Source organism: Arenibacter flavimaris (genome assembly GCF_030291335.1).
Classification (GTDB): Bacteria; Bacteroidota; Bacteroidia; order Flavobacteriales; family Flavobacteriaceae; genus Arenibacter.
In genome coordinates this window covers 83,567-104,592 of the sequence record NZ_JASWIM010000020.1, presented here as the reverse complement: position 1 = coordinate 104,592, position 21,026 = coordinate 83,567, and the positions used below count along the sequence as shown (strand labels likewise).

The 21,026-nt window shown below is 40.0% G+C and carries 15 protein-coding genes and 2 tRNA genes; 7 read left to right on the top strand and 10 right to left on the bottom strand.

Annotated elements, in window-relative coordinates; genetic code table 11:
* Positions 1–6 precede the first annotated feature (6 nt).
* The 5 genes from QSE00_RS15430 to QSE00_RS15410 form a co-directional block, all read right to left on the bottom strand.
* Positions 7–198: a hypothetical protein gene (locus QSE00_RS15430; RefSeq protein WP_286106619.1), complete on the bottom strand. Its 192-nt coding sequence runs from the start codon at positions 196–198 to the stop codon at positions 7–9.
* 1,079 nt (positions 199–1,277) lie between these two features.
* On the bottom strand, positions 1,278–2,537 hold the full coding sequence (locus QSE00_RS15425; RefSeq protein WP_286106612.1) for an NRAMP family divalent metal transporter: 1,260 nt from the start codon (positions 2,535–2,537) through the stop codon (positions 1,278–1,280).
* Between the two features lie 23 nt (positions 2,538–2,560).
* Positions 2,561–3,196, bottom strand: a complete 636-nt coding sequence (locus QSE00_RS15420) for a SanA/YdcF family protein (protein WP_286106611.1) — start codon at positions 3,194–3,196, stop codon at positions 2,561–2,563.
* Between the two features lie 179 nt (positions 3,197–3,375).
* Entirely contained in the window at positions 3,376–3,828 is a 453-nt protein-coding gene (locus tag QSE00_RS15415; RefSeq protein WP_286106610.1) for a hypothetical protein, read from the bottom strand.
* 750 nt (positions 3,829–4,578) lie between these two features.
* Entirely contained in the window at positions 4,579–5,430 is an 852-nt protein-coding gene (locus QSE00_RS15410; RefSeq protein ID WP_286106609.1) for a 3-keto-disaccharide hydrolase, read from the bottom strand.
* Between the two features lie 234 nt (positions 5,431–5,664).
* Here QSE00_RS15410 and QSE00_RS15405 point away from each other — a divergent pair, with 234 nt between their 5' ends.
* The 3 genes from QSE00_RS15405 (at position 5,665) to QSE00_RS15395 (ending at position 7,510) form a co-directional block, all read left to right on the top strand.
* Positions 5,665–6,246 (top strand): Crp/Fnr family transcriptional regulator, encoded by a 582-nt coding sequence (locus tag QSE00_RS15405; protein ID WP_286106608.1) that lies wholly within the window; start codon positions 5,665–5,667, stop codon positions 6,244–6,246.
* A 78-nt stretch (positions 6,247–6,324) separates the two neighbouring features.
* On the top strand, positions 6,325–6,612 hold the full coding sequence (locus QSE00_RS15400) for a hypothetical protein (RefSeq protein WP_286106607.1): 288 nt from the start codon (positions 6,325–6,327) through the stop codon (positions 6,610–6,612).
* A 169-nt stretch (positions 6,613–6,781) separates the two neighbouring features.
* Positions 6,782–7,510: an SDR family oxidoreductase gene (locus QSE00_RS15395; protein ID WP_286106605.1), complete on the top strand. Its 729-nt coding sequence runs from the start codon at positions 6,782–6,784 to the stop codon at positions 7,508–7,510.
* Between the two features lie 341 nt (positions 7,511–7,851).
* Here QSE00_RS15395 and QSE00_RS15390 read toward each other — a convergent pair.
* The 3 genes from QSE00_RS15390 to mutS form a co-directional block, all read right to left on the bottom strand.
* Positions 7,852–7,935: transfer RNA gene (locus QSE00_RS15390), tRNA-Leu, on the bottom strand.
* Positions 7,936–7,966: 31 nt separating this feature from the next.
* Positions 7,967–8,042 (bottom strand) — tRNA-Gly (locus tag QSE00_RS15385).
* 167 nt (positions 8,043–8,209) lie between these two features.
* Complete coding sequence (mutS, locus tag QSE00_RS15380) at positions 8,210–10,786, bottom strand: DNA mismatch repair protein MutS (protein ID WP_286106604.1); 2,577 nt, start codon at positions 10,784–10,786, stop codon at positions 8,210–8,212.
* A gap of 209 nt (positions 10,787–10,995) precedes the next feature.
* On the opposite strand from mutS, the gene QSE00_RS15375 reads away from it, so the two are divergent.
* Complete coding sequence (locus QSE00_RS15375) at positions 10,996–11,526, top strand: RNA methyltransferase (RefSeq protein WP_286106603.1); 531 nt, start codon at positions 10,996–10,998, stop codon at positions 11,524–11,526.
* A 263-nt stretch (positions 11,527–11,789) separates the two neighbouring features.
* Here the strand turns inward: QSE00_RS15375 and folK are convergent, their stop codons facing one another.
* A complete protein-coding gene (folK, locus tag QSE00_RS15370; protein ID WP_110355570.1) occupies positions 11,790–12,929 on the bottom strand; it encodes a 2-amino-4-hydroxy-6-hydroxymethyldihydropteridine diphosphokinase in 1,140 nt (379 codons plus the stop codon).
* A 185-nt stretch (positions 12,930–13,114) separates the two neighbouring features.
* On the opposite strand from folK, the gene sppA reads away from it, so the two are divergent.
* A complete protein-coding gene (sppA, locus tag QSE00_RS15365; protein WP_286106602.1) occupies positions 13,115–14,875 on the top strand; it encodes a signal peptide peptidase SppA in 1,761 nt (586 codons plus the stop codon).
* A 78-nt stretch (positions 14,876–14,953) separates the two neighbouring features.
* On the opposite strand, the gene QSE00_RS15360 is transcribed toward sppA, so the two are convergent.
* Entirely contained in the window at positions 14,954–17,032 is a 2,079-nt protein-coding gene (locus QSE00_RS15360) for a DUF5723 family protein (RefSeq protein ID WP_286106601.1), read from the bottom strand.
* A gap of 135 nt (positions 17,033–17,167) precedes the next feature.
* Between QSE00_RS15360 and QSE00_RS15355 the strand changes: the two genes are divergently transcribed.
* Entirely contained in the window at positions 17,168–17,893 is a 726-nt protein-coding gene (locus QSE00_RS15355) for a queuosine precursor transporter (RefSeq protein ID WP_110355573.1), read from the top strand.
* A 317-nt stretch (positions 17,894–18,210) separates the two neighbouring features.
* A complete protein-coding gene (locus QSE00_RS15350; RefSeq protein ID WP_286106600.1) occupies positions 18,211–20,952 on the top strand; it encodes an AsmA-like C-terminal region-containing protein in 2,742 nt (913 codons plus the stop codon).
* Positions 20,953–21,026: the final 74 nt, after the last annotated feature.

Here is a 21,026-nt window from a genome sequence, read left to right as displayed (position 1 = left end):
GGTAGATTAGGTTGCTAAGTTGCACTCACTACAGTCCTTGATTTCGCCGTAGTATGTTTCCCTGTATTTGTGGAGTGTCCTTATCGGAATGCCCAGTATAACCTCTTTTATATAGGTTACCCTGGTGTATAAGATTCCCATTTTGGAATTATATCGCTTTTCGTTCCTTGTATTTCTCTTTATACGTGTCAATTTCATTATGCTGCGCTTCTTCTTCATATTTTACAAAGGTTAAGGAATGAAATGTTAAAAGCAAATTTTAGATGTTAAGTCTTTACGGATCATGACCAATTGTTGTGTTTATCAAAAAGTTAGGAATAATTTGATCAGTCGTGTTTTTTGATCAATAGTTTTAATTAATAGGAGCAATTTATTAAAACCAATGATTAAATTATTCTTTCATTTTACTCAATTGGTTGTTATTGTTTTTTATCGGATTTCGTGAATCTTCGATTTCTTTGCTTGTCCAATGAAACCGACCTAGGAGGTTCATGAATACCATATTACAAAATAAGCAAGCAATGAATAAAACGAAACCGCAGGTTCACGAATACATAATTAGGAAAATAACCAGCCATGAGCTAAACAAACCTGCCTTCCGGCAGGCAGGAGAAAAGACCCTTCTTCGCTAGGCGCTCCCTAAAATCTCTGGATTTTAAGGACCGATGCCATGGCCTAAATTATTTCCAAGGCTTCAATAATTCTTAACGGCCATGCCATCTCCTCTACGGAAGAAGAACGACCGAACCATAGACCTTGAGGACAATGCTCAAAGGTTTTTAATAACGGAAAATGACTTTTCCCACATGAGGGTTGACGGAACGAAAGGACCGGCCTATTTTCAATTTCGTATTAAATCAAGTAGTTTCCACATTGGGTTCAGGTAGGCGTCCATAGAGCATTTCACCCAAGTGAAAGCGGCCTGGACGCCGGGGCCGTGGAAAGTGCGTAGATTTAAAGAAATTTAAAATCAGCTTGGCCATGGCTACAGCTGGCTCCTCCTAACCAAGGTACACCGTACCTTGGTTATTCGGCCCTGTTCGTTTTTTGGGCGATGCAAAAAATGAACAGGATACAAACTTGAAATAGTAAATTATATTTTTTTGTAATTCACACACAACTTTTGGGATTGATCCGTCTTTACCCTCTAAATGGTATATAAAACCCTAACGTTTGCCCTAAGGTCGGCAGTCCAGGCTATGCTGGTAGACAGGCCTTCATTGAGTTAATTGCCTAAGGGTATAAAATGATCGGGATACATTTATTTGAAAGTTGTTTTAAAACAATAGCATCCAACAATAATAGATGGAAAATAGTGTGAGAAATATTATACCGAGATAGGTTAATAGCTGAAGGTTTCTATTGGGCCTATCTCTTTCAGGTATTTCATGGCTCATTACATTCTTGAGATTCATATAACCTATGATGGGTGCCATAACAAATGATACAAATGTGGCCATGGCTACAAGTAGCCCCATATTGGCGGAAAAGATGCTTATGACCATAAAGTTTATGATGGCAAGAAGAATTATTCCTATAGAAAATCCCTTATTCTTTATAACCTCTCTTTTTGGAAAGAGTAGGGTCAATATATCAACACTTACCCTGGCAATGGCATCGTGGGCGGTAATACATGTACTGAACATGGTGGCAAACGCCGCTACTGCAATTAAAATATAAGCCCAGGATCCAATATTGGCGGTAAACAATTGAACCAGTTGGTCCGCAAAAACTACGGCACTGCTACTTAATTCCGTGTTGGTGCCATAAAGGGTGAACCAGCCGATAACCATAAAAAAGATAGCTAAAATGGCTGTTGTGAAATAGCCGAATTTAAATTCTTGTAAAGCCTCCTTTAGGGTGGGTTTTTGTTTGGAATTTTTAAATTTTTCAATGCTCCAAAGACTTATCCAACCAGATGCCTCCACAGCCGTTGGCATCCATCCCATTAGTCCTATTAAAAAAAGAATTCCCACTTCATTGAAGATTACCGGTGTTTTAAAGTGTTCCACCGCTGTAACCTTGCCGTTGGCGATTACCAGAATTGTTGTCACCAAAAGGGCCAGGAACAAAATGGATATCACATATTTCAATGAAATTTCCAGAAATTTATAGCGTCCAACTATGAGCAGAATACAAATTATAATAAAAAGTCCGCCAGCTACAACGCTTACAGGAGTATTGGTTAATTGAAAAAGATTAATCAGCAAGCCCGAGGTAACCACATAGAGTGCCGCTAGTATGGTGAAAGTGCTGAAGAGGGTAATTATCGCATAAAAGATGAGATAGGCCTTACCGCGATTAAGATAGCCCTCTATAAGGGTTTTGTTGGTAATGTTGGTATATCTGATCCCAAATTCAAAAAATGGATATTTAAAGATATTGGCCAATAAAATGGGGAATACCATTACCCATCCATATTCGGCGCCCGCTTTGGTGGAAAGCACTAAATGGGAAGTACCTATGGCCGTACTGGCAAAAAGTAGGCCGGGACCAAGGTTTTTAATCAGTTTTTTTATGGAAAGCAGCATTGACATAGCAGGCGTAAATATAGCTAAGTTTACTTAATTTCAATTTTGTCCCCAAAGAATTTTGGTTGGGTATTAAGTACTAGGTCAATAAACACTTTTACGCGTGCAAAATACTCTCTTATCTGAATTTTTAAGCCGTGTTTTATGGATAGATCCTCGGCATTATATCCTATGGCATACAACCCTTTTTGCTCGGCTATATAAATGGCCCGCTGGTTGTGGAATTTTTGTGAAATAACGGTAACACTGTCCAATCCAAAGATGACCTTCGCCCTGACCATGGAATCCAGCGTGCGAAAACCGGCATAATCCAAAAATATTTTTTCACTAGGGATGCCTCCAAGCACAAGGTCTTTCTTAAAAACAGTTGGTTCGTTGTAGTACTGGGTGCCATTATCCCCGCTGACCAATACATAGTCTATTTTTCCAGCTTTATATAGCTCCATAGTGGCTTTGATCCTATTTGTGTAATACGGGTTGGATCCTCCACCTACCAGCCTGTTGGAAGTGCCTAGGACGAGGCCTACTTTGTTTTTGGGAATTTCCTGTAAGTTCCAATAGGTTCTGTCCTCGGTGGCATTTTCTATGATGCTATTGCAGCTGGTCAAAATCAAATAAATCCCCAATATTCCAAGTAGAAATAAAATGCCAATTTTCTTTTTCATGGGTCATAAGAATATGTCCTCAAGGTAAACAATTCAATCCTATTGTGACTTGTACATGGTTTAGGAAAGTATAAAGGCCTCGAATAGGTCCGATAACCAAAACGGATGATATTGTATAATACAAATAAACCCTGACGTTTATGGTCAGGGTTTAATATTGTGCCTAAATCTTATTTGGACTAGTTGGCATTGGCACCAATATTACCTTGTGTAATAACGATTTCCAAGTGATCCTCATTTTGATGAATTTTAAGGTGACCATCAAATTTCAAAAGTTGTTCGTAGGAAATCGGCGTACCGTCGTCCAAGGTAGTCACAATTGTGCTACTGGATTCGCAATCGCAATCAATCGGTTCTAGCGTTATCGCTATTTCTCCACCTGTTTCTGCATTGTTAAAATAAATAAATGCAGGATGTACGTCTTTGGAAGAGCCGTTTATCTCCAGTAGTACGGTGGTTGATCCGTCTTCATTCTTTTTAAACGTGACTTTACCGGTGATTTTTGAATTGGAGACAGAGCTGAGCGTATACAATTTAACACTGGTTGATGATTTTGAAGACGAGTCGTCTTTACTACAACCTGAAACAATTAAAGAAATTGATACTAAGAATAGGTAGATATATTTTTTCATTTTACGGAGGATTTATTGATCAAAGTTTCCAAAATAATTGGATCAATATTCTATTTAAACTTCAATCGGTACGAATAATCGATGAATTGTAAATAAATACCTACTTTATCCTGTAATAATGGTTAAATGTATCTTGCTGTTAGGTGAAATCGACTTCCGTAAATGAATATTAGGGATACTGTTTTGTTTAGGAAAAATTCTTACCATGAGCAATTTTGCTCCCAATAAATCCGCATGTACTTTGATTTAAGTTTCATAAGTACCGGTATAGGTCCTAAAAAAGGAGGGAATAAGTATAATGGGTAATGAATGTTATCTGCCTTAGGATCTTTTGGCCTTCTTTTCCCTCTTTGCCGCTTTCTTTTCCTTGGCGGATAAAACAGCTTCCTTTTTTACATTTTTCTTTGCGTCCTGACTCTTTGCCATAATAATTACTTTTTAACGAAGATAATGAATATGGGGCCTGTTATTACTGGAAAAATACTATTTATTAAAATAATCCAATTATTCCAGTCAAGCCCTTAATTACAGCCTGGGAAAAAGGAATTATTTTCTAAAGCTATTATTTATTAGTGAAACCCAATATTCAGAAGTCAGAAAGACGCACTTAAAATTGCAAGTTGAACTAATCCCGCCTTTTTCGGCGGGATCTAGGTTCAATACCTCGACCCTAGGGTCGATTCCTATTATAGGGTTCAGGGCCTGCCTTTGTCGGCAGACAGGCCTGCCTGCCCTTAGGTTTAATACCTTTTATTCCTGCAACGCCACGCGTTTTTGGGCCATTAGTTTTGCAATTACTTTCTTCAATTTCTTGGGTCTATCGGCATACCTTTCCAAATCAATAATTTCTACTTTACGGAAGTCTACTGGGTGACTTTCGCTTTGTAGGGAAATGCTACCGGACTTTAAAAGTTCTCCCTGTTCCGATCCTTTTACCGGATCTAGTTGGGGTTTGCTATAACGCATAACTTCTTCCCCGTTTACATAGTGGACAATTAAGGAGTCCCTTAATACAAGGACTTCTACCCGTGTCCATTGATCACCGTGGTAGGTTTTGGAGGTGGAATTGGTGCAGTGTTGTTTTATAAGCTTGCCATCTTTTACAAATTGGGTGCCCGGGGTACATAAATTTGCCGTGGACCGTTCATCCTTGCCATTGCCTCCCAGCAACTGCACTTCAATGGAATTTGGAAAATCCTGGTCTACCGTCATGGTCGCCGGATCTTGGCCATGTACCATTATGCCACTGTTTCTATAGGCCCAATCCGGTCCTTTCTTAACCTGATCGCCTACAAATCTATATTCTACGCCTATTAAATAGGAAGAAAATGGTTCCTTGTAAAACAGGTGCCCAAATTGCTCGTCAAAATTGGAATATTGATCATATCTTACCTGTATATTGCCATCTTTGACTTGAAAGGTATTGCCAAAATTCTCGTTTAATTTATGCTGCCTTATTTTTATGTGCCAATCATTTAAATCCTTTCCATTGAACAACTGCTTCCACTTTATATTTTTTTGCGCTGAAGATTCACCGGAGATTAGGCCTAGACCAATGATCAAGAAAATAGTAAAAATGGTTTTGTTGGATTTTGTTCTCATTTGAGGGAATTTAGTTTGAAGGGTCTAAAATAGTATTTTATATTAAGATTTGGGACCGTTTTTTGGGGACAATTATCTTTTTTGATACATTGTATATCTCCTGTTCCGGCTGGTTGTATTTTGTAGGATCCATCATCCCTGTAATATTGGCCAAAGTGAATGGTGTTCCGGAAATCTCCGTGAAATTAATTCTTAACTTTAACTGGTCCAAACTATGTGCCTTAAGGAGAAGAAATGAAAACAGCGTATATCTTTAGCGTACTCAGCGCCATTCATCCGATAACTGTGGAAGCCTGGGCCGATTTGCAGGAATTGTTTGTACCACAGCAATTAAATAGAAACGACTATTTGGTCAGGGAAGGTTCAAGGGTCAATACGTGTTATTTACTTACGGAGGGAGTGGTACGGGTGTTTTACAACAAGGAAGGGAATGAGTACAACAAGACCTTTTTCATGCCAGGAACGTTTCCCACCCCCCTAACGGCCCTGTTGTCCGATACACCTTCATCATTGTCCTTTCAAGCATTATTGCCAAGCCAATTAATCAAATTCTCCTACAGCGAATTTAGGGTGCTATTTGAAAAACACAGATGTCTTGAATCCCTTATGCTTGGAATTCTTGAACAATTGTGGATAAAAAAGGAAAGACATGACATCCATATGGTGACAAATGATGCCACCACCAATTATATGATTTTTAGACAAACATTCCCTGAACTTGAAAATTTAATTCCCCAATATCACATAGCCTCCTACTTGGGCATCACGCCCATTCAATTGAGTAGGATCCGTGCACAGCTGGTCCAAACTCGCTAAGTATATTCCTTAACATATGTTAATGTCCTGGGATTTTGTTTTCCACAATTTTGTTGCGAACATTAAAGTTTGTGTACTATGAAATCATTCATTGGTCATCCCATCGTTATCTATGTAGCAGCCGGATTGGCTTGCCTTTGTATCATGGTGATTGTAGATTACCTCCTGGGAACAGAAGCTGAACACCTAAATGCATGGGCAATTGTAAATAAATTATTTGGACGTGACACTGGAGTTGGAGACAGTAGGTCCATTCAGTATTTGGGATTGTTTGGTGCCACACTGCTCATGCTCATTGTGAACGGCCTATTTGGCGTACTTCTCATTGGGTTTATCAAACTTCTTATTGGCCTGGTACATGCTTAAAATGTAAATGCCATGACAAGTACCGGCAAGATTGTTGGGGCCTTATTGTGTCTGGTGGGCAATACGGTAACAAATCACAACAACCTTCAAGTATATCCCGGCAAGGGGAAATCGGTCTAAGGTTGGCAAGGCCACATTTTTTAAACAATTTAATACTAAAACCTTATTTATGAAGCTTACAAATAATACCATACTCATTACAGGTGGTACATCCGGCATCGGGCTGACACTTGGCAGGGCCCTATTGATACGCAACAATACGGTTATGCTCTTGGGAAGGGACCAATCAAAGCTTGCATTGGCCGAAAAAGAGGGATTTAAGACAATTCTTTGTGATTTGGGCAGGCAGGAGGATATTGAAAGTGCAGTATTCTTTATCCACAGTCATTATCCTCAAATCAATATGCTTTTCAACAACGCCGGGGTTCAATGTAATTACGATTTTACCAGTAGTGTAATTCCGATCAAAAAGATTTCACAGGAAATAAATATCAACCTTACCGGCCAATTGATTTTGACGCAATTGATGATTCCTATTTTGGCCAAAGCCCCAAAAGCCGTTATCGTCAATACCACGTCTGGTCTGGGGATTTTTCCAAAGGTAGATGGCTTGGTCTACAGTGCTGGTAAGGCAGCCATGCGGAACTTCACAACGGGTCTTCGGTATGGTTTAAAAAATACCTCTATCCGTGTATTGGAATTGATTCCTCCCGTTACCGATACCCCGATGACCAAGGGAAGGAAAACAAAAAAGATGTCGGCAGCTGTACTGGTAGACAACATACTTCCACAACTTCAAAAAGAAAAGGAAATACTTACCATTCCGAAAATTAGATTGTTTTTTTGGATCGCTTTTTTGTTTCCATCATTGGCCCATAAAATCTTATCAAAATCATAAGCGGGATCAATGACTGGGCCGTATATAAGGGAGGGTGAAATCTATTGTTAAAATCCGCCGTGCAAGGTCTCCTTACTTTGAACTTTCCATCTCACGGGCTAGGTAGCTCTATAAAAGTTTGTTCAGAAAAAGTCACCGTTGTACAAAGGTTCCTGACCAGCCCTGTATAAAATCAATTAAAAGAGGAACTTGCCTCGGTGCGTCCCGTTCGAACAAGTTAAAAGAAAAGGCCAGTCCTAACAGGACTACTATTTTTGTTTCCTTCATTTTTACACAAAAAAAATTGGCAAAAATGAAGGCATAAAAAAACCAAAGCTTTCGCTTTGGTCTTTCTTCCTTTGTACTCGAGGCGGGACTTGAACCCGCACGGACTAATGTCCATTGGATTTTAAGTCCAACGTGTCTACCAATTCCACCACTCGAGCCTAACTGCTCAGAGCAGTAGAGATTTTACAATGGAGCGAAAAACGGGATTCGAACCCGCGACCTCCACCTTGGCAAGGTGGCGCTCTACCAACTGAGCTATTTTCGCGATTATAATAATGAACGTTGCATCCTTTTTGGATGCGGGAGCAAATTTAATATAATTCTATAAAAAGCAAAGAACTTTTCACTAAAAAGAATCAAAATATTTATAATGTACCCAAGGTGAATATTTTAGGCGGGATTTATAGGTTGAACGTACATTAAGTGCCTGCGCTAAGCATTTTTCTTCTTGGAGAGCAAACGCTTAATTTCATTTAATTTCATCAAGGCCTCCACCGGAGTTAAAGTGTTGATGTCCAGATGTATTATTTCTTCCTTGATCTGTTCCAGCAAAGGGTCGTCCAAATTGAAAAAACTTAATTGCATTTCGTTTTGCACCAATTGTAATTTATCGGAAAGCTCTTCGCTGGAATGCGATTTTTCCAATTTTTTTAGAATTTTGTTGGCTTTGTGGATCACCTGCTGTGGCATGCCGGCCATTTTGGCCACGTGTATACCAAAACTGTGCTCGCTACCGCCTGGGGTGAGTTTTCGTAAAAAGAGCACATTGTCCTTTAGTTCCTTCACGGAGACATTGAAGTTCTTGATACGTGAAAATGTGGAGGTCATTTCATTGAGCTCATGATAATGGGTGGCGAACAATGTCTTCGCTTTGGCGGGATGTTCGTGCAAATATTCCGAAATGGCCCAGGCAATGGAGATGCCGTCATAAGTGCTGGTGCCCCTACCTATCTCATCCAAAAGTACCAGACTTCGCTCGGAAAGGTTATTTAGAATAGAGGCGGTTTCGTTCATTTCCACCATAAAGGTAGACTCGCCCATAGAGATATTGTCACTGGCACCTACACGGGTGAATATTTTATCTACATAACCAATTTTGGCAGTGTCGGCCGGTACAAAACTTCCCATCTGGGCCAACAATACAATGAGGGCCGTTTGCCTTAAGATGGCCGATTTACCACTCATGTTGGGGCCAGTGATCATAATGATCTGTTGCTCGTCCCTATTTAAGGTAACATCATTGGCAATGTAGGCCTCTCCCAACGGCAATTGTTTTTCAATGACGGGGTGCCTACCGCCAACAATGGATAGTTCGGTAGAATCGTCCATATCTGGAGAAACATAGTTGTTCTCCTTGGCCAATTGGGTAAAGCCGCAGAGACAATCCAGCTGCGCAATTTGAAAGGCATTGTTCTGTACAGGGGTTATGTATTCCTGCATCCAGACTACTAACTGGGAAAACAATTGCTGTTCCAAACTTAGGATCCGCTCTTCCGCACCCAATATTTTTGCTTCGTATTCCTTGAGCTCTTCGGTGATATACCGTTCGGCATTGACCAAAGTCTGCTTTCGGATCCAATCATCGGGTACTTTGTCCTTATGGGTATTGCGCACTTCTATATAATAACCAAAGACATTGTTGGAGGCTATTTTTAGGGAGGTGATACCCGTGCGTTCGGTTTCCCTTTCCAGCATTTTTTCCAGATAGTCCTTGCCGGAATAGGCCAACCCCCTTAGCTCGTCCAATTCTGCGGAATAGCCTTCTGCAATGGTGCTTCCTTTGAGCATATTTACCGGGGCCTCTTCACTGACCATTTCCTTGATCTTGCTTCTGAGCATATCACAGGTATGTAATTGGTCGCCAATAAGGTTTAGTGCCTCGTTCTTGCTTTGGGTGGTGATCTGTTTTATGGGTACTATGGCCTCTAAGGAATTTTTAAGCTGAACAACTTCCTTAGGGTTTATTTTTCCCGTGGCCACCTTGGATATCAATCTTTCCAAATCCCCAATTTGCTTAATCCCGCCCTGTAATTTATGGAGGGCAGCTTCGTTATCGGTCAAATGGGTGATTACCTGATGTCTTCTACGTATTTTCTCAATATTCTTTAAAGGAAGTGCCAACCATCTTTTTAGCATTCTTCCGCCCATAGGCGAGATGGTCTTGTCTATGACGTCTAAAAGGGTAACCGCATTTTGGTTGTTGGAATGGTAAAGTTCCAAATTTCTTATGGTAAACCTGTCCATCCAGATATATTCCTCTTCGGCAATACGTTGAAGGGTATTGATATGTTGCAATTGCCTGTGCTGGGTATCGGAAAGATAATGTAGTACAACCCCTGCTGCGACTATGCCGTGGGTTAAATGATCCACCCCAAAACCTTTTAGGCTTTTGGTCTTAAAATGATTGGTAAGTGTCTCCAATGCATAATCATCCTGAAAGATCCAATCTTCGGTGAAAAAAGTATGGAAATTTTTACCAAAGGCCTCCAAAAATTCCTTTTTATTGGCTTTTGATACCAAAACCTCGTTCGGAGAGAAATTTTGTAACAATTTGTCTATCTGTTCCTCATTGCCTTCCGAAGTTAAAAATTCCCCCGTGGATATATCCACAAAGGATATTCCCAATCTTTTCCGTCCAAAATGAACCGCACATAAAAAATTGTTGGTCTTGGCCGAAAGGATATCGTCGTTCATGGCCACGCCAGGGGTAACCAGTTCGGTAACACCTCTTTTCACTATGGTCTTGGTGAGCTTGGGGTCTTCCAGCTGATCGCAAATGGCAACCCTTTGCCCTGCTTTTACCAGTTTTGGCAAATAGGTGTTTAGGGAATGGTGCGGAAAACCGGCCAGTTCCGTTCTGTCGCCACCATTGTTTCGATGGGTAAGAATAATGCCGAGTATCTTGGAAGCTTTAACGGCATCTTCCCCAAAAGTTTCGTAAAAATCCCCAACACGGAACAATAATAGGGCATCAGGGTATTTCACCTTAATGGTATTGTACTGTTTCATTAAAGGGGTCACCTTTTTTGTTTTTCCCGAGTCTGCCAAAAGCGATATTATTAACTTATTTTTGCATTCCTTTCCTGAACAACGAATGTAAGGTTTATCCACTGGAATGTACCCTATTGTTGATATTTTGGGGATAACTTTATGTCGTTCTGACCAAGGTAATGTCATTGGTTATTTTAGGGAAATAGTTCAAATTTAAATAGGATTGGATGCGTAAACTGGAGAATAGCGAATTGGACCGACTTAATATAGAGGAGTTTAAACAGGTGGAAAAAACGCCGATTTGCATTGTGTTGGACAATGTGCGGAGCTTGAACAATATTGGCTCGGTTTTTAGGACGGCGGATGCCTTTTTAATAGAAAAGATATACCTGTGCGGAATTACCGCAACCCCGCCACACAAGGAAATACATAAAACCGCCTTGGGTGCTACGGACAGTGTTGGTTGGGAATATAGGGAGAGCACCATGGCATTGTTGGAGGAATTAAGGGCAGAGGGCTATACCTCACTTTCTGTGGAGCAAGCCGAGAATGCCATTATGTTGAACAACTTTAAGATTGAAGAAAATAAAAAGTATGCCCTAATTTTTGGCAACGAGGTAAAGGGGGTTTCCCAAGAAGTAGTCTCAGGTAGCGACCTGGTTTTGGAAATTCCACAATACGGTACTAAACATTCCCTGAATATTTCAGTTAGTGTGGGTGTCGTGGTTTGGGATCTCTGGGCCAAATTTAAGGGGTGAAATCAATTAGAAAAAGTCACTGCTGTACAAAGGCTCCTGACCAGCGCATTACAAAATCAATTAAAAGAAGAACTTTTTTAAAACCAAAAACCCAACCGATAGGTTGGGTTTGGCAATATATAGTTTGAGTTAGTTAGTTTAAAACCTTCCAGTCTTTCCGTTGAATTTTTTGATGTTTATTCAGCTCAAAACCAGTTTAATGGATGCGCAAGTAAATAAATTGATTTGTCTTGTGCAAGTAATATGTGAAAATTATCTTAAAATTAGAGTTTCACCGCATATTTTAGGATCCGGTCCAGAATCAATTCATAATCGGCCGGGTTCTCCACAAAATCCAATTCACTGATATCCAAAATTAGATTATGTTGCTCGGGAAAACTCTTTATATAATCAAAGTACCCCCGGTTTAGTTGCTCTAAATATTCGGGCGATATATTCTGTTCGTAATCCCTTCCCCGTTGTTTTATGTTCCGCAGTAACCGTTCTGTATTTTGGTACAGGTAAATATAAATTTTCGGTTTTTTTATCTCTTTGTACATTAGGTTAAAGAGCTTCCTGTAAAGTTTAAATTCATCTTCCTGAAGGGTGACCTTGGCAAAAATTAAGGATTTGTTGATGTCGTAATCACTTACCATAAAGTCCTTGAAAAGATCGAACTGGGAAGTGTCGTCCATAAATTGTTGGTAGCGATCGGCTAGGAAAGACATTTCCAAAGGAAAGGCAAATCTGCCCTGATCCTCGTAAAATTTTGGTAGGAACGGGTTGTCTGCAAAACGTTCCAAAACTAATTTTGCATTAAAATCCTGCCCAATCTTATGGGCCAGTGTAGTTTTCCCCGCTCCAATATTACCTTCAATGGCTATATATTCCAATTGGGAAAAGAGCTGTGACCTGTTTTTATATAGCTTATGGTGCGTACGGGTAATGGTGCTTTGGTCCTTACATTCCTGTAATAGGTTCCTGGTATCCTTATTTAGAATTGGATGGTAGAGCTGTGGGGCTATGTCCGCCAGGGGCCTGAGAACAAATCGCCTCAGATGCATGTTGGGGTGGGGGATGGTCAGGGCCTCGGTATTGATTATTAGCTTGTCATAATAAAGGATATCGATATCCACCGTCCTGGAGGAGTAACCCTTGGCTCTATTCCTCTCCCTGCCCAACTTGGTTTCCAATTGCAGTAATTTCTCCAAAAGAACGGAAGGGGAAAGAACCGTTTCTACCATAATGCACGCATTGAAGAAATTATCGCCTTCAAAACCCCATGCGGGTGTCTCATATATAGGGGATGTTTTTACAACTTCGCCAACACTGTCTTGGATTAGAAATACCACTTCCTGCAAATGGTTGAGTTTGTCCCCAAGATTGCTTCCAAGTGAAAGATAGGTTGTTGTGGTCTTTATCATAATAGGCGGGCAAAGTAAACAAAAGTATTTAACTTCATAAAGGGAAATAACAAAAACAGAACCAATTTTAAGTGGCCTTTCCTAAAATCCAGCTAAGGAGCCTATAGGTTATAAAATTTAACAAATATAATTGCGGCAAAGCTACATTGGTTATCTTTGCAAGTTATTAGCAATACATACGAGGAATGAACTTTTTAAGAAATTTATTAGCTGCAATTATAGGATGTCTCATCGCTTTTGGAATCATGTTTGTCATGTTCCTTGTTCTGGCTGCCCTGATAGGTCAAGGTGAGGATACCGTGGTGGTGAAGGATAATTCCGTTTTGGAAATTCAGTTGCAGACCCCGATCAATGATTATGTAGGGATGGATGAGTCCAATCCGTTCGCCGGACTTTTTAATGTCAATCAAGGATTGGATGATATACTGCATGCCATTCGCGTAGCCAAGGAAGACAATAAGATAAAAGGGATTAGTCTTAATAACAACATGCTTATGGCCGGTTTGTCCCAAACACAAGCCATTAGGGATGCTTTGACCGATTTTGGTGAAAGTGGGAAGTTTGTATTCGCCTACGGGGATTTCTATACACAGAAGGATTATTATTTGGCCAGTGTGGCCAATGAGGTATTCCTCAATCCTGTTGGTGCCATGGATTTTAAAGGCTTGTCTACGGAAGTATTATTTTTTAAGGATCTACAGGAGAAGACGGGTATTAAAATGGAGGTAATTCGGCATGGGAAATATAAGAGTGCGGTAGAACCTTTTTTGGCCAACGAAATGAGCGAGGCCAATAGGACGCAGATCAAGGAGTTGTTGGATGCCTTATGGCAGTCCATGCTTACCAATATTTCGGCAAGTAGGGATATTTCCGTGGCCGATCTGAACCATATTGCGGATACCCTGGGCGCCCGTACCACAGAATACGCGGCCACATCGGGCTTGATAGATGAAGTAGTGTATTTTGATGAATATGAAGGCATGATTAAGGATAAAATTGGGGTAGATCCGGCAGACGATATCAACTATGTTCCCATATCCGATTACATACGTACAGCCGGTAAAATAAAAATTAATAGCGGCAAGGATAAGATTGCGGTAATCTATGCCCAAGGTGAAATTTGGTACGGGGAAGGAGGTCCTGATGTAATAGGTCAGGGAATTATTAATGACGCCCTAAAAAAGGCTAGGGAAGACGAGGAGGTAAAGGCAATAGTGCTCAGGGTAAATTCTCCCGGTGGCAGTGCGTTGGCTTCCGATATTATTTGGCGTGAGATAGAAATCACCAAGCAATCCAAACCAGTGGTGGTGTCTATGGGAGATGTTGCCGCTTCCGGAGGCTATTATATAGCAGCGGGAGCCGACAAGATTTTTGCAGAGCCCATGACGATTACAGGGTCTATAGGTGTTTTTGGTACCGTTCCCAACATAAGTGAACTTGCCGAAAATATAGGGGTCAACGCCGAACAGGTGGGGACCAATAAAAACTCGGTAGACTATTCACTATTTGAGCCGATGGGCGATAATTATAGAAGCAATGTGTTGGAAGGGATAGAAGCAACCTATGAAACATTTTTGGATAGGGTGGCCAAGGGTCGGGGAATTACCATGGCACAAGCCGATAGTGTGGCCCAGGGTAGGGTTTGGAGCGGGGTGGACGCCAAGCGTTTGGGATTGATAGATGGATTGGGGGGACTGGACGACGCAATTGCAGCGGCTGCTAAAATGGTGGAATTGGATAACTATGGAATTAGAAAACTTCCCAAGTATAAATCGGATTTTGAAAAGTTGATGGAAGATTTGGGAGGTTCTGCCACCAAAAGCAAGGAAAGCATTATAAAAGAAGAAATCGGTGCAGAGGCATATGCCATTTTAAAGGAGATAAAATCCGCATTGGAAAATAAGGGAATCCAGGCCAGAATGCCGTTTACCCTTAATATCAAATAGGAATTCCATTTCCTTAAATTGGTAAAATAAAAAGCCCCTTGCATGCAAGGGGCTTTACTATTATCTACAAATTTAAAACTAGTTTTTTACCAAGTTAATTTCCACACGTCTATTTTCTGCGCGTCCTGCTTTGTACATGTTGGTGGCTATAGGTTTGCTTTCCCCATATCCAATAGATGTTAGTCTTGAGCTGTCAATCCCTTTTTCAACTAAGAAATTTTTAACGGAAAGTGCCCTTTCCTCGGAAAGTTTCTGATTGGACGGTACACTACCTATGCTGTCCGTATGACCCTCAACCGTGAATTTGGCATTGGGATATTCATTGAGTATTTTTATGATATCTACCAACACATTGGTTGACTCTATTTTGATGGTAGCCTTACCCGAATTGAACAAAATGGTCTTGGCATACTCATTTAAGGTTTTTTGAACCTCCTCGGTAACTTCGGGGCAGCCGTTATTGGCAACAGTTCCAGCTACATCAGGGCAATTGTCGTCTTTGTCCAATACACCGTCACTGTCGGTATCTGGCCAAGGGCATCCGTTGTTTTCCAAAATACCCGATTCCTCCGGACAATGGTCATCCTTATCCAACACACCATCATTGTCTGTATCTTCCCAAGGACATCCTTTGTTTTCAATAATTCCTGCTTCCTCGGGACAGTTGTCATCCTTGTCCAACACTTGGTCGCCATCGGTATCTGGCCAAGGGCATCCGTTGTTTTCAACAGGTCCTGGAACCTCAGGACATCCATCTACCTTATCCAATACGCCATCCTCGTCCTTGTCTTTTGGCCTGGATTGATAAATAGGGATTTTTAATCCGGCATAAACATCCGCTCCTTTGGAGTTGTCACTGGTCAATACGGTTAAGATGGAACCAGAACCGATATACAATGGCCCTGCCCTTAAACCAGCTCCCCACTGTACACCTAAGTTTTGTACATAGCTGACAGGGGAATAAAAACTAAACCATTTGCTTTCAAACCTAGGGGTAAGGGAAACAATATTGGCAATACTATTGGTATTGGTTTTGTCCTTTGAAGTTATTGATAAATCGGTATTTAGATTCATATAAAAGTGATTGTTGATATTCCAATCAGCATTTAGATGCAAGGCTGTAGGCAAAACTGCTTTGGATGCATTGCCAGACCTGATTTGTGTGTACAGGTTGTTTAGCTTGTCCTCAAATCCTTCTTCGTTATCAAAATCGTCTTCACTTATAGAATTGGTAATGTCATACGCATTTTCGCTACCCTCATATTTCAGGCTTCCAAGGTCGGTCAATGACAGTCCAAATTTTAATTTGTATTTATTAATGTCCTTGGGAGCGTAGGGATTTCCGTCCTTGTCCGTAACGGTATAGTCCGCAAAATCAGGCCTCCATTCGTAGATAAAACCTAGATCTACCCCAAAACCGTCGGCACTCTTAACAAATTCATAATCTTCAAAATCGTTCGTTATATTGGCGCTATTCCCATAGGCTATTTCACCTTGGGACTCAATACTTCCTGTTGTTCCAGAGCCATCCGCATCATAATCTATAACAATGTTCTTTCCACTTGAATAAGCGTTGCCATAGCCCATGAGGTATTTTAGTGAGATACCCGCTTTAAGAAAGTGCTGTTCCTGGTTCATTAGCACTGTGGCGAATGTGATTCCGGTTTCTGCCCAAGCATTGGCGCTCAGCTGATAGTCTCCTTCGTTTACATTGAAATCTTCATTTTCATCAAACTCATTGGAAATATTATCATAAGTATCCCCATTAATATCGTTTACGTTAAAAAACACCCTGCCCCTAGTGAATACTGCCAATGAATTCCTGGAATTGATATTGAACATAAATGATGGTCCCAAAATATCAACATTGCCATAGGCATTATTTGCGTTTTTTGGTGATTTTGTTCCATCCTCATCAAAATCAAAATCGTCCTCAAAAATATCTCCAAATTTCGCACTGTAATAGTCGTTTCCTACCAACCCACTAACCCCAATGAGGTTTATATCCGATTTTAATCTAGAGTCCACTATATTGGCCGGATTGGAAATTAGACCGTGTACCCCGTTGTAATTGTCCGTGCCCAGTCCAATATAGGATTGGCCCTTGACGACTGTGGTTATTAGGATTAGGAATGCTACTAAAATACTTTTGTTCATGCCTAAAAATTTAGTTTATTTCTTTTTTATTGTTAATCGACCCCTGTTCTTGTAAATTTGATTTTTTACAGGGATTAAAGTGTAGGAACGCTTTAATTGGGTTTTAATTATAAAATGTTAAATTTTTTTTGACCAATGGGGAATTCGGTTTTAAAGGACGGGGATAAGAAGTTGGCTTTTAGGATTTACCTATATTTGGGAGCTTTGTTCATTACTTCCTTGGTAGTTTCCAATTTAATTTTTCAAAAGTTCTTTTATTGGAGGCCTTTTGGGGATGTTACCGTTTTTGGGGCGTCTTTGTTTGAAATCTCTGTGGGTATATTGCCCTATCCGTTAACTTTTCTGATTACAGACCTGATTTCTGAAATTTATGGCAGAAAAAAGGCAAACCAAATTGTTACTGCGGGGATTTTTGCCTCTTTTTTTTCCATGGGGATTGTATTGCTTGCCAATTGGGTCCCGGCATTGCCCAATTCACCGGTACAGGATGAGGAGTTTAATCATGTGTTTGCCCTTTCACCTATTGCCGTTTTTGCTTCTATGTTGGCATATCTTTTTGCACAATATATAGATATTGGTATTTATCATTTCTGGAAAAAATTGACCAATGGCAAGCATCTATGGCTGCGCAATAATTTTTCTACTTTTCTTTCCCAGTTTATAGACACCTTTACGGTGGTAGGCCTTCTTTGTATATTTGGAGTGTTGCCATGGGCCATGTTCTACGGACTTGTGGTAAGTGGATTTATTTTTAAAGTAATTGTTGCCTTCTTTGACACCCCTTTTCTGTATTTCTTTGTATATCTCTTTAGAAAACGGTTCAATTTGCAGGTAAATCAGGAAATTGATCTTGAAGCATAATAAAACTGGCTTTTCTCAGTTCTTATCGAGTAGTTCAATATATTGATTATATCATTGGTGTATTAGCTGGAATAACAATATGAAAAGTGTTTTGTGTTTCCGTGTTAAATTTTGTTTAAACTAAACGGGAATTTTGATTTTACTTGGTGATATATTGTAGAATTGCGTTAATAATTATTGGTATATGTTTAATCTTATGTCCAATTTCCAGTTAATATTGTGCCATAGGGCCAAACCTAGCTGAATGGATTGTGAAATATATGGAGTATTGCTCCGGTAGCGCCATCAAGGGTATATAATATTAATAAAAGTAACAGATGAAAAAGAAGATTTTAAAAATTGTCGGAGGCATTTTTTTGGTAATAGTTATACTGCTAATAGCAACCCCATTTTTTTTAAAGGGCAAAATTGCGGATATTATTAAGAATAAGGTGAACAATAATATTAATGCCACCTTCGATTTCTCAGAGGCCGATTTAACTCTTTTTAGTAGTTTTCCAAATGCTACCGTTACCTTGGATAGGATAAGCTTGATAAATAAGGTTCCCTTTGAGGGCGATACGTTACTTGCATCCGATAAGGTAACCCTGGATATGTCTATCAAGGAACTGTTCAAGGATGCCAGTGAGCCCATTGCAATAAAGAGTTTAATATTGGAACGCCCGCTTATCAGCATAATGGTAGACAAGGAAGGGAATGCCAACTATGATATAGCCAATGATGGTGGTACTTCCTCCGGGACTGCAACCGGTACCACATCTTCCGAAAGTGGTTTTAACTTGGCTTTGGAGTCTTATGGCATCAATAATGCGTTCATTAAATATAATGACCTTTCAAGTGGTATGTCTTTTGCCATTTCAGAGATGAACCATAGCGGTAGGGGGGATCTTTCCTTGGAAATTTCGGAATTGGATACCGAGACCAGTGGTTTGGTCTCCTTTGAAATGGACAGTACACAATACTTAAATAAGAATCCGGTACAATTGAAGGCACTTATAGGGGTAGATCTTAAGGAAAACAAGTATTCCTTCTTAAAGAACGAGGCCATGGTTAATCAACTGGCCTTGGTATTTGACGGATTTATTAAATTGAATGATGACAACCAGGAGGTAAACATTCGTTTTAAAACACCTTCGTCCGATTTTAAAAACTTTTTGGCAGTGATTCCAGCTGCTTATTCCAAGGATATAGCACAGGTTTCCACAACTGGAAACTTTACCGTTTCAGGTGAATTTAAGGGAATTGTGGATGATGATCATATTCCCCAGTTTAAAATCGATATAAATTCGGATAACGCCTCCTTTAAGTATCCAGATTTGCCAAAATCGGTCAGGAACGTATATATAGATACCGAAATTTCCAATAATACAGGAATAACGGAAGATACCTTTGTTGATATCCGAAAGTTGTCCTTTATGATAGATGAGGACAAGTTTAATATGGTAGCCAAAATAAACGACCTTATGGGGAATACAAAGGTCAATGCCAAATTGGACGGGAAAATGAACCTGGCCAATATTTCAAAGGCCTATCCAGTTCCTGCCGATTTGAATTTAAAGGGCATTTTAATTGCTGATATTTCTACGGCCTTTGATATGGCATCCATAGAAAAAAAGAGGTATGAAAATACCAAAACCACCGGTAATTTAAAATTGAGCGACTTTGAATATAAGTCGGATGAATTTCCCAACCCAATTAACTTAAAAAGTACTTCAGTAACTTTTAACCCTACTACGGTAACCCTGAACAATTTGGAAGGAGCAACCGGCAAGACCGATTTTGATGCCTCAGGGACCATCAATAACCTATTGGGGTTTATGTTCAATAATGAAAATGTGGAGGGGAACTTCAATTTAAAATCCAACACATTTGCTGTTAATGATTTTATGGTGGCTGAAACTGCCACCGACGATGGTGGCACAGAAAAAGGGGCCACGACTACAAGCACGGAGGAAAAGATAAAAATACCATCCTTTTTGGATTGTACCATAAATGCCAGTGCCAATACCGTTATTTATGATGATCTTACCTTAAAGGATGTAAAGGGAACACTTAGAATTAAAGATGAGAAAGCTATTCTTACCAATATGACATCTTCCATATTCGACGGTAAATTAGCTTTGAATGGGGAAGTTTCTACCAAGGAGGCCACGCCAACCTTTGCCATGAAATTGGGAATGGACGGATTTAAGATTGCCGAAACCTTTAAGGCTTTGGAAATGTTTAGGACACTGGCGCCCATAGCTAAGATTCTGCAAGGAACATTAAATTCGGATGTTCAGATATCGGGAAGTTTAAAGGATGATTTTACGCCCAATCTAAGTACCATTTCAGGGAATATCCTGGCCGAATTGATGACCAATCAAATTGATGCCAAAAGTGCACCCTTACTTACTGAGTTGGACAGTAAACTAAATTTTTTAGATCTTGAAAAACTCAATTTAAAGGATTTAAAAACGGTATTGACCTTCGAGGACGGAGTGGTCAAGGTTAAGCCATTTACGATAAAATATCAGGATTTTGCCATCAATGTAGCCGGTAGCCACACATTCGACCAAAAATTGAACTATGCAGCTACCATTGAAGTGCCTGCCAAATATTTGGGAAAGGACATAACCAATTTAATAGCTAAAATTGATGAGAAATCATTGGAAAATTTAACAATTCCAGTGACAGCCAATATAGGTGGCGCCTATACCAGTCCTACGGTGACAACCGACCTTTCTTCGGGTATAAAAAATTTAACCGCACAACTGGTCGAAATAGAAAAACAGAAATTGATCAATAAGGGGAAGGACAAGGCCAAGGACTTTATTGGGGATCTTATCAACAAAAATCAGAAAGCAACAGATTCCACCAAAAAGAAAAATCAGGAAAGTACCGCAGACGTTATTGGAGGCCTATTGGGGAGCAACACCAAAAAGGTAGATTCCACCGGAAAAACCGATACTACGGTGGTTGCCAAAAAAGAAGCTCAGAAAGAAGTGGCTAAAAAAATTATTGGCGGACTATTCGGTAAAAAAAAGGAGGAAGAAAAGAAAAAAGACAGTGTGCAGTAGACCAATTCTGGAGGGTTTTCATCAATTGTAATACTATACTGGTTTAAGGCTAGAACAGAATAGGTCCATGCCGA

What these genes read in the sequence shown, in the direction of transcription:
- QSE00_RS15410 (WP_286106609.1), bottom strand. Translation starts at nt 5,430, where the DNA reads ATGAGAACAAAATCCAACAAAACCATTTTTACTATTTTCTTGATCATT.
- QSE00_RS15375 (WP_286106603.1), top strand. Translation starts at nt 10,996, where the DNA reads ATGCGTAAACTGGAGAATAGCGAATTGGACCGACTTAATATAGAGGAG.
- mutS (WP_286106604.1), bottom strand. Translation starts at nt 10,786, where the DNA reads ATGAAACAGTACAATACCATTAAGGTGAAATACCCTGATGCCCTATTA.
- QSE00_RS15420 (WP_286106611.1), bottom strand. Translation starts at nt 3,196, where the DNA reads ATGAAAAAGAAAATTGGCATTTTATTTCTACTTGGAATATTGGGGATT.
- QSE00_RS15405 (WP_286106608.1), top strand. Translation starts at nt 5,665, where the DNA reads ATGAAAACAGCGTATATCTTTAGCGTACTCAGCGCCATTCATCCGATA.
- QSE00_RS15350 (WP_286106600.1), top strand. Translation starts at nt 18,211, where the DNA reads ATGAAAAAGAAGATTTTAAAAATTGTCGGAGGCATTTTTTTGGTAATA.
- folK (WP_110355570.1), bottom strand. Translation starts at nt 12,929, where the DNA reads ATGATAAAGACCACAACAACCTATCTTTCACTTGGAAGCAATCTTGGG.
- QSE00_RS15415 (WP_286106610.1), bottom strand. Translation starts at nt 3,828, where the DNA reads ATGAAAAAATATATCTACCTATTCTTAGTATCAATTTCTTTAATTGTT.
- QSE00_RS15360 (WP_286106601.1), bottom strand. Translation starts at nt 17,032, where the DNA reads ATGAACAAAAGTATTTTAGTAGCATTCCTAATCCTAATAACCACAGTC.
- sppA (WP_286106602.1), top strand. Translation starts at nt 13,115, where the DNA reads ATGAACTTTTTAAGAAATTTATTAGCTGCAATTATAGGATGTCTCATC.
- QSE00_RS15430 (WP_286106619.1), bottom strand. Translation starts at nt 198, where the DNA reads ATGAAATTGACACGTATAAAGAGAAATACAAGGAACGAAAAGCGATAT.
- QSE00_RS15395 (WP_286106605.1), top strand. Translation starts at nt 6,782, where the DNA reads ATGAAGCTTACAAATAATACCATACTCATTACAGGTGGTACATCCGGC.
- QSE00_RS15425 (WP_286106612.1), bottom strand. Translation starts at nt 2,537, where the DNA reads ATGTCAATGCTGCTTTCCATAAAAAAACTGATTAAAAACCTTGGTCCC.
- QSE00_RS15355 (WP_110355573.1), top strand. Translation starts at nt 17,168, where the DNA reads ATGGGGAATTCGGTTTTAAAGGACGGGGATAAGAAGTTGGCTTTTAGG.
- QSE00_RS15400 (WP_286106607.1), top strand. Translation starts at nt 6,325, where the DNA reads ATGAAATCATTCATTGGTCATCCCATCGTTATCTATGTAGCAGCCGGA.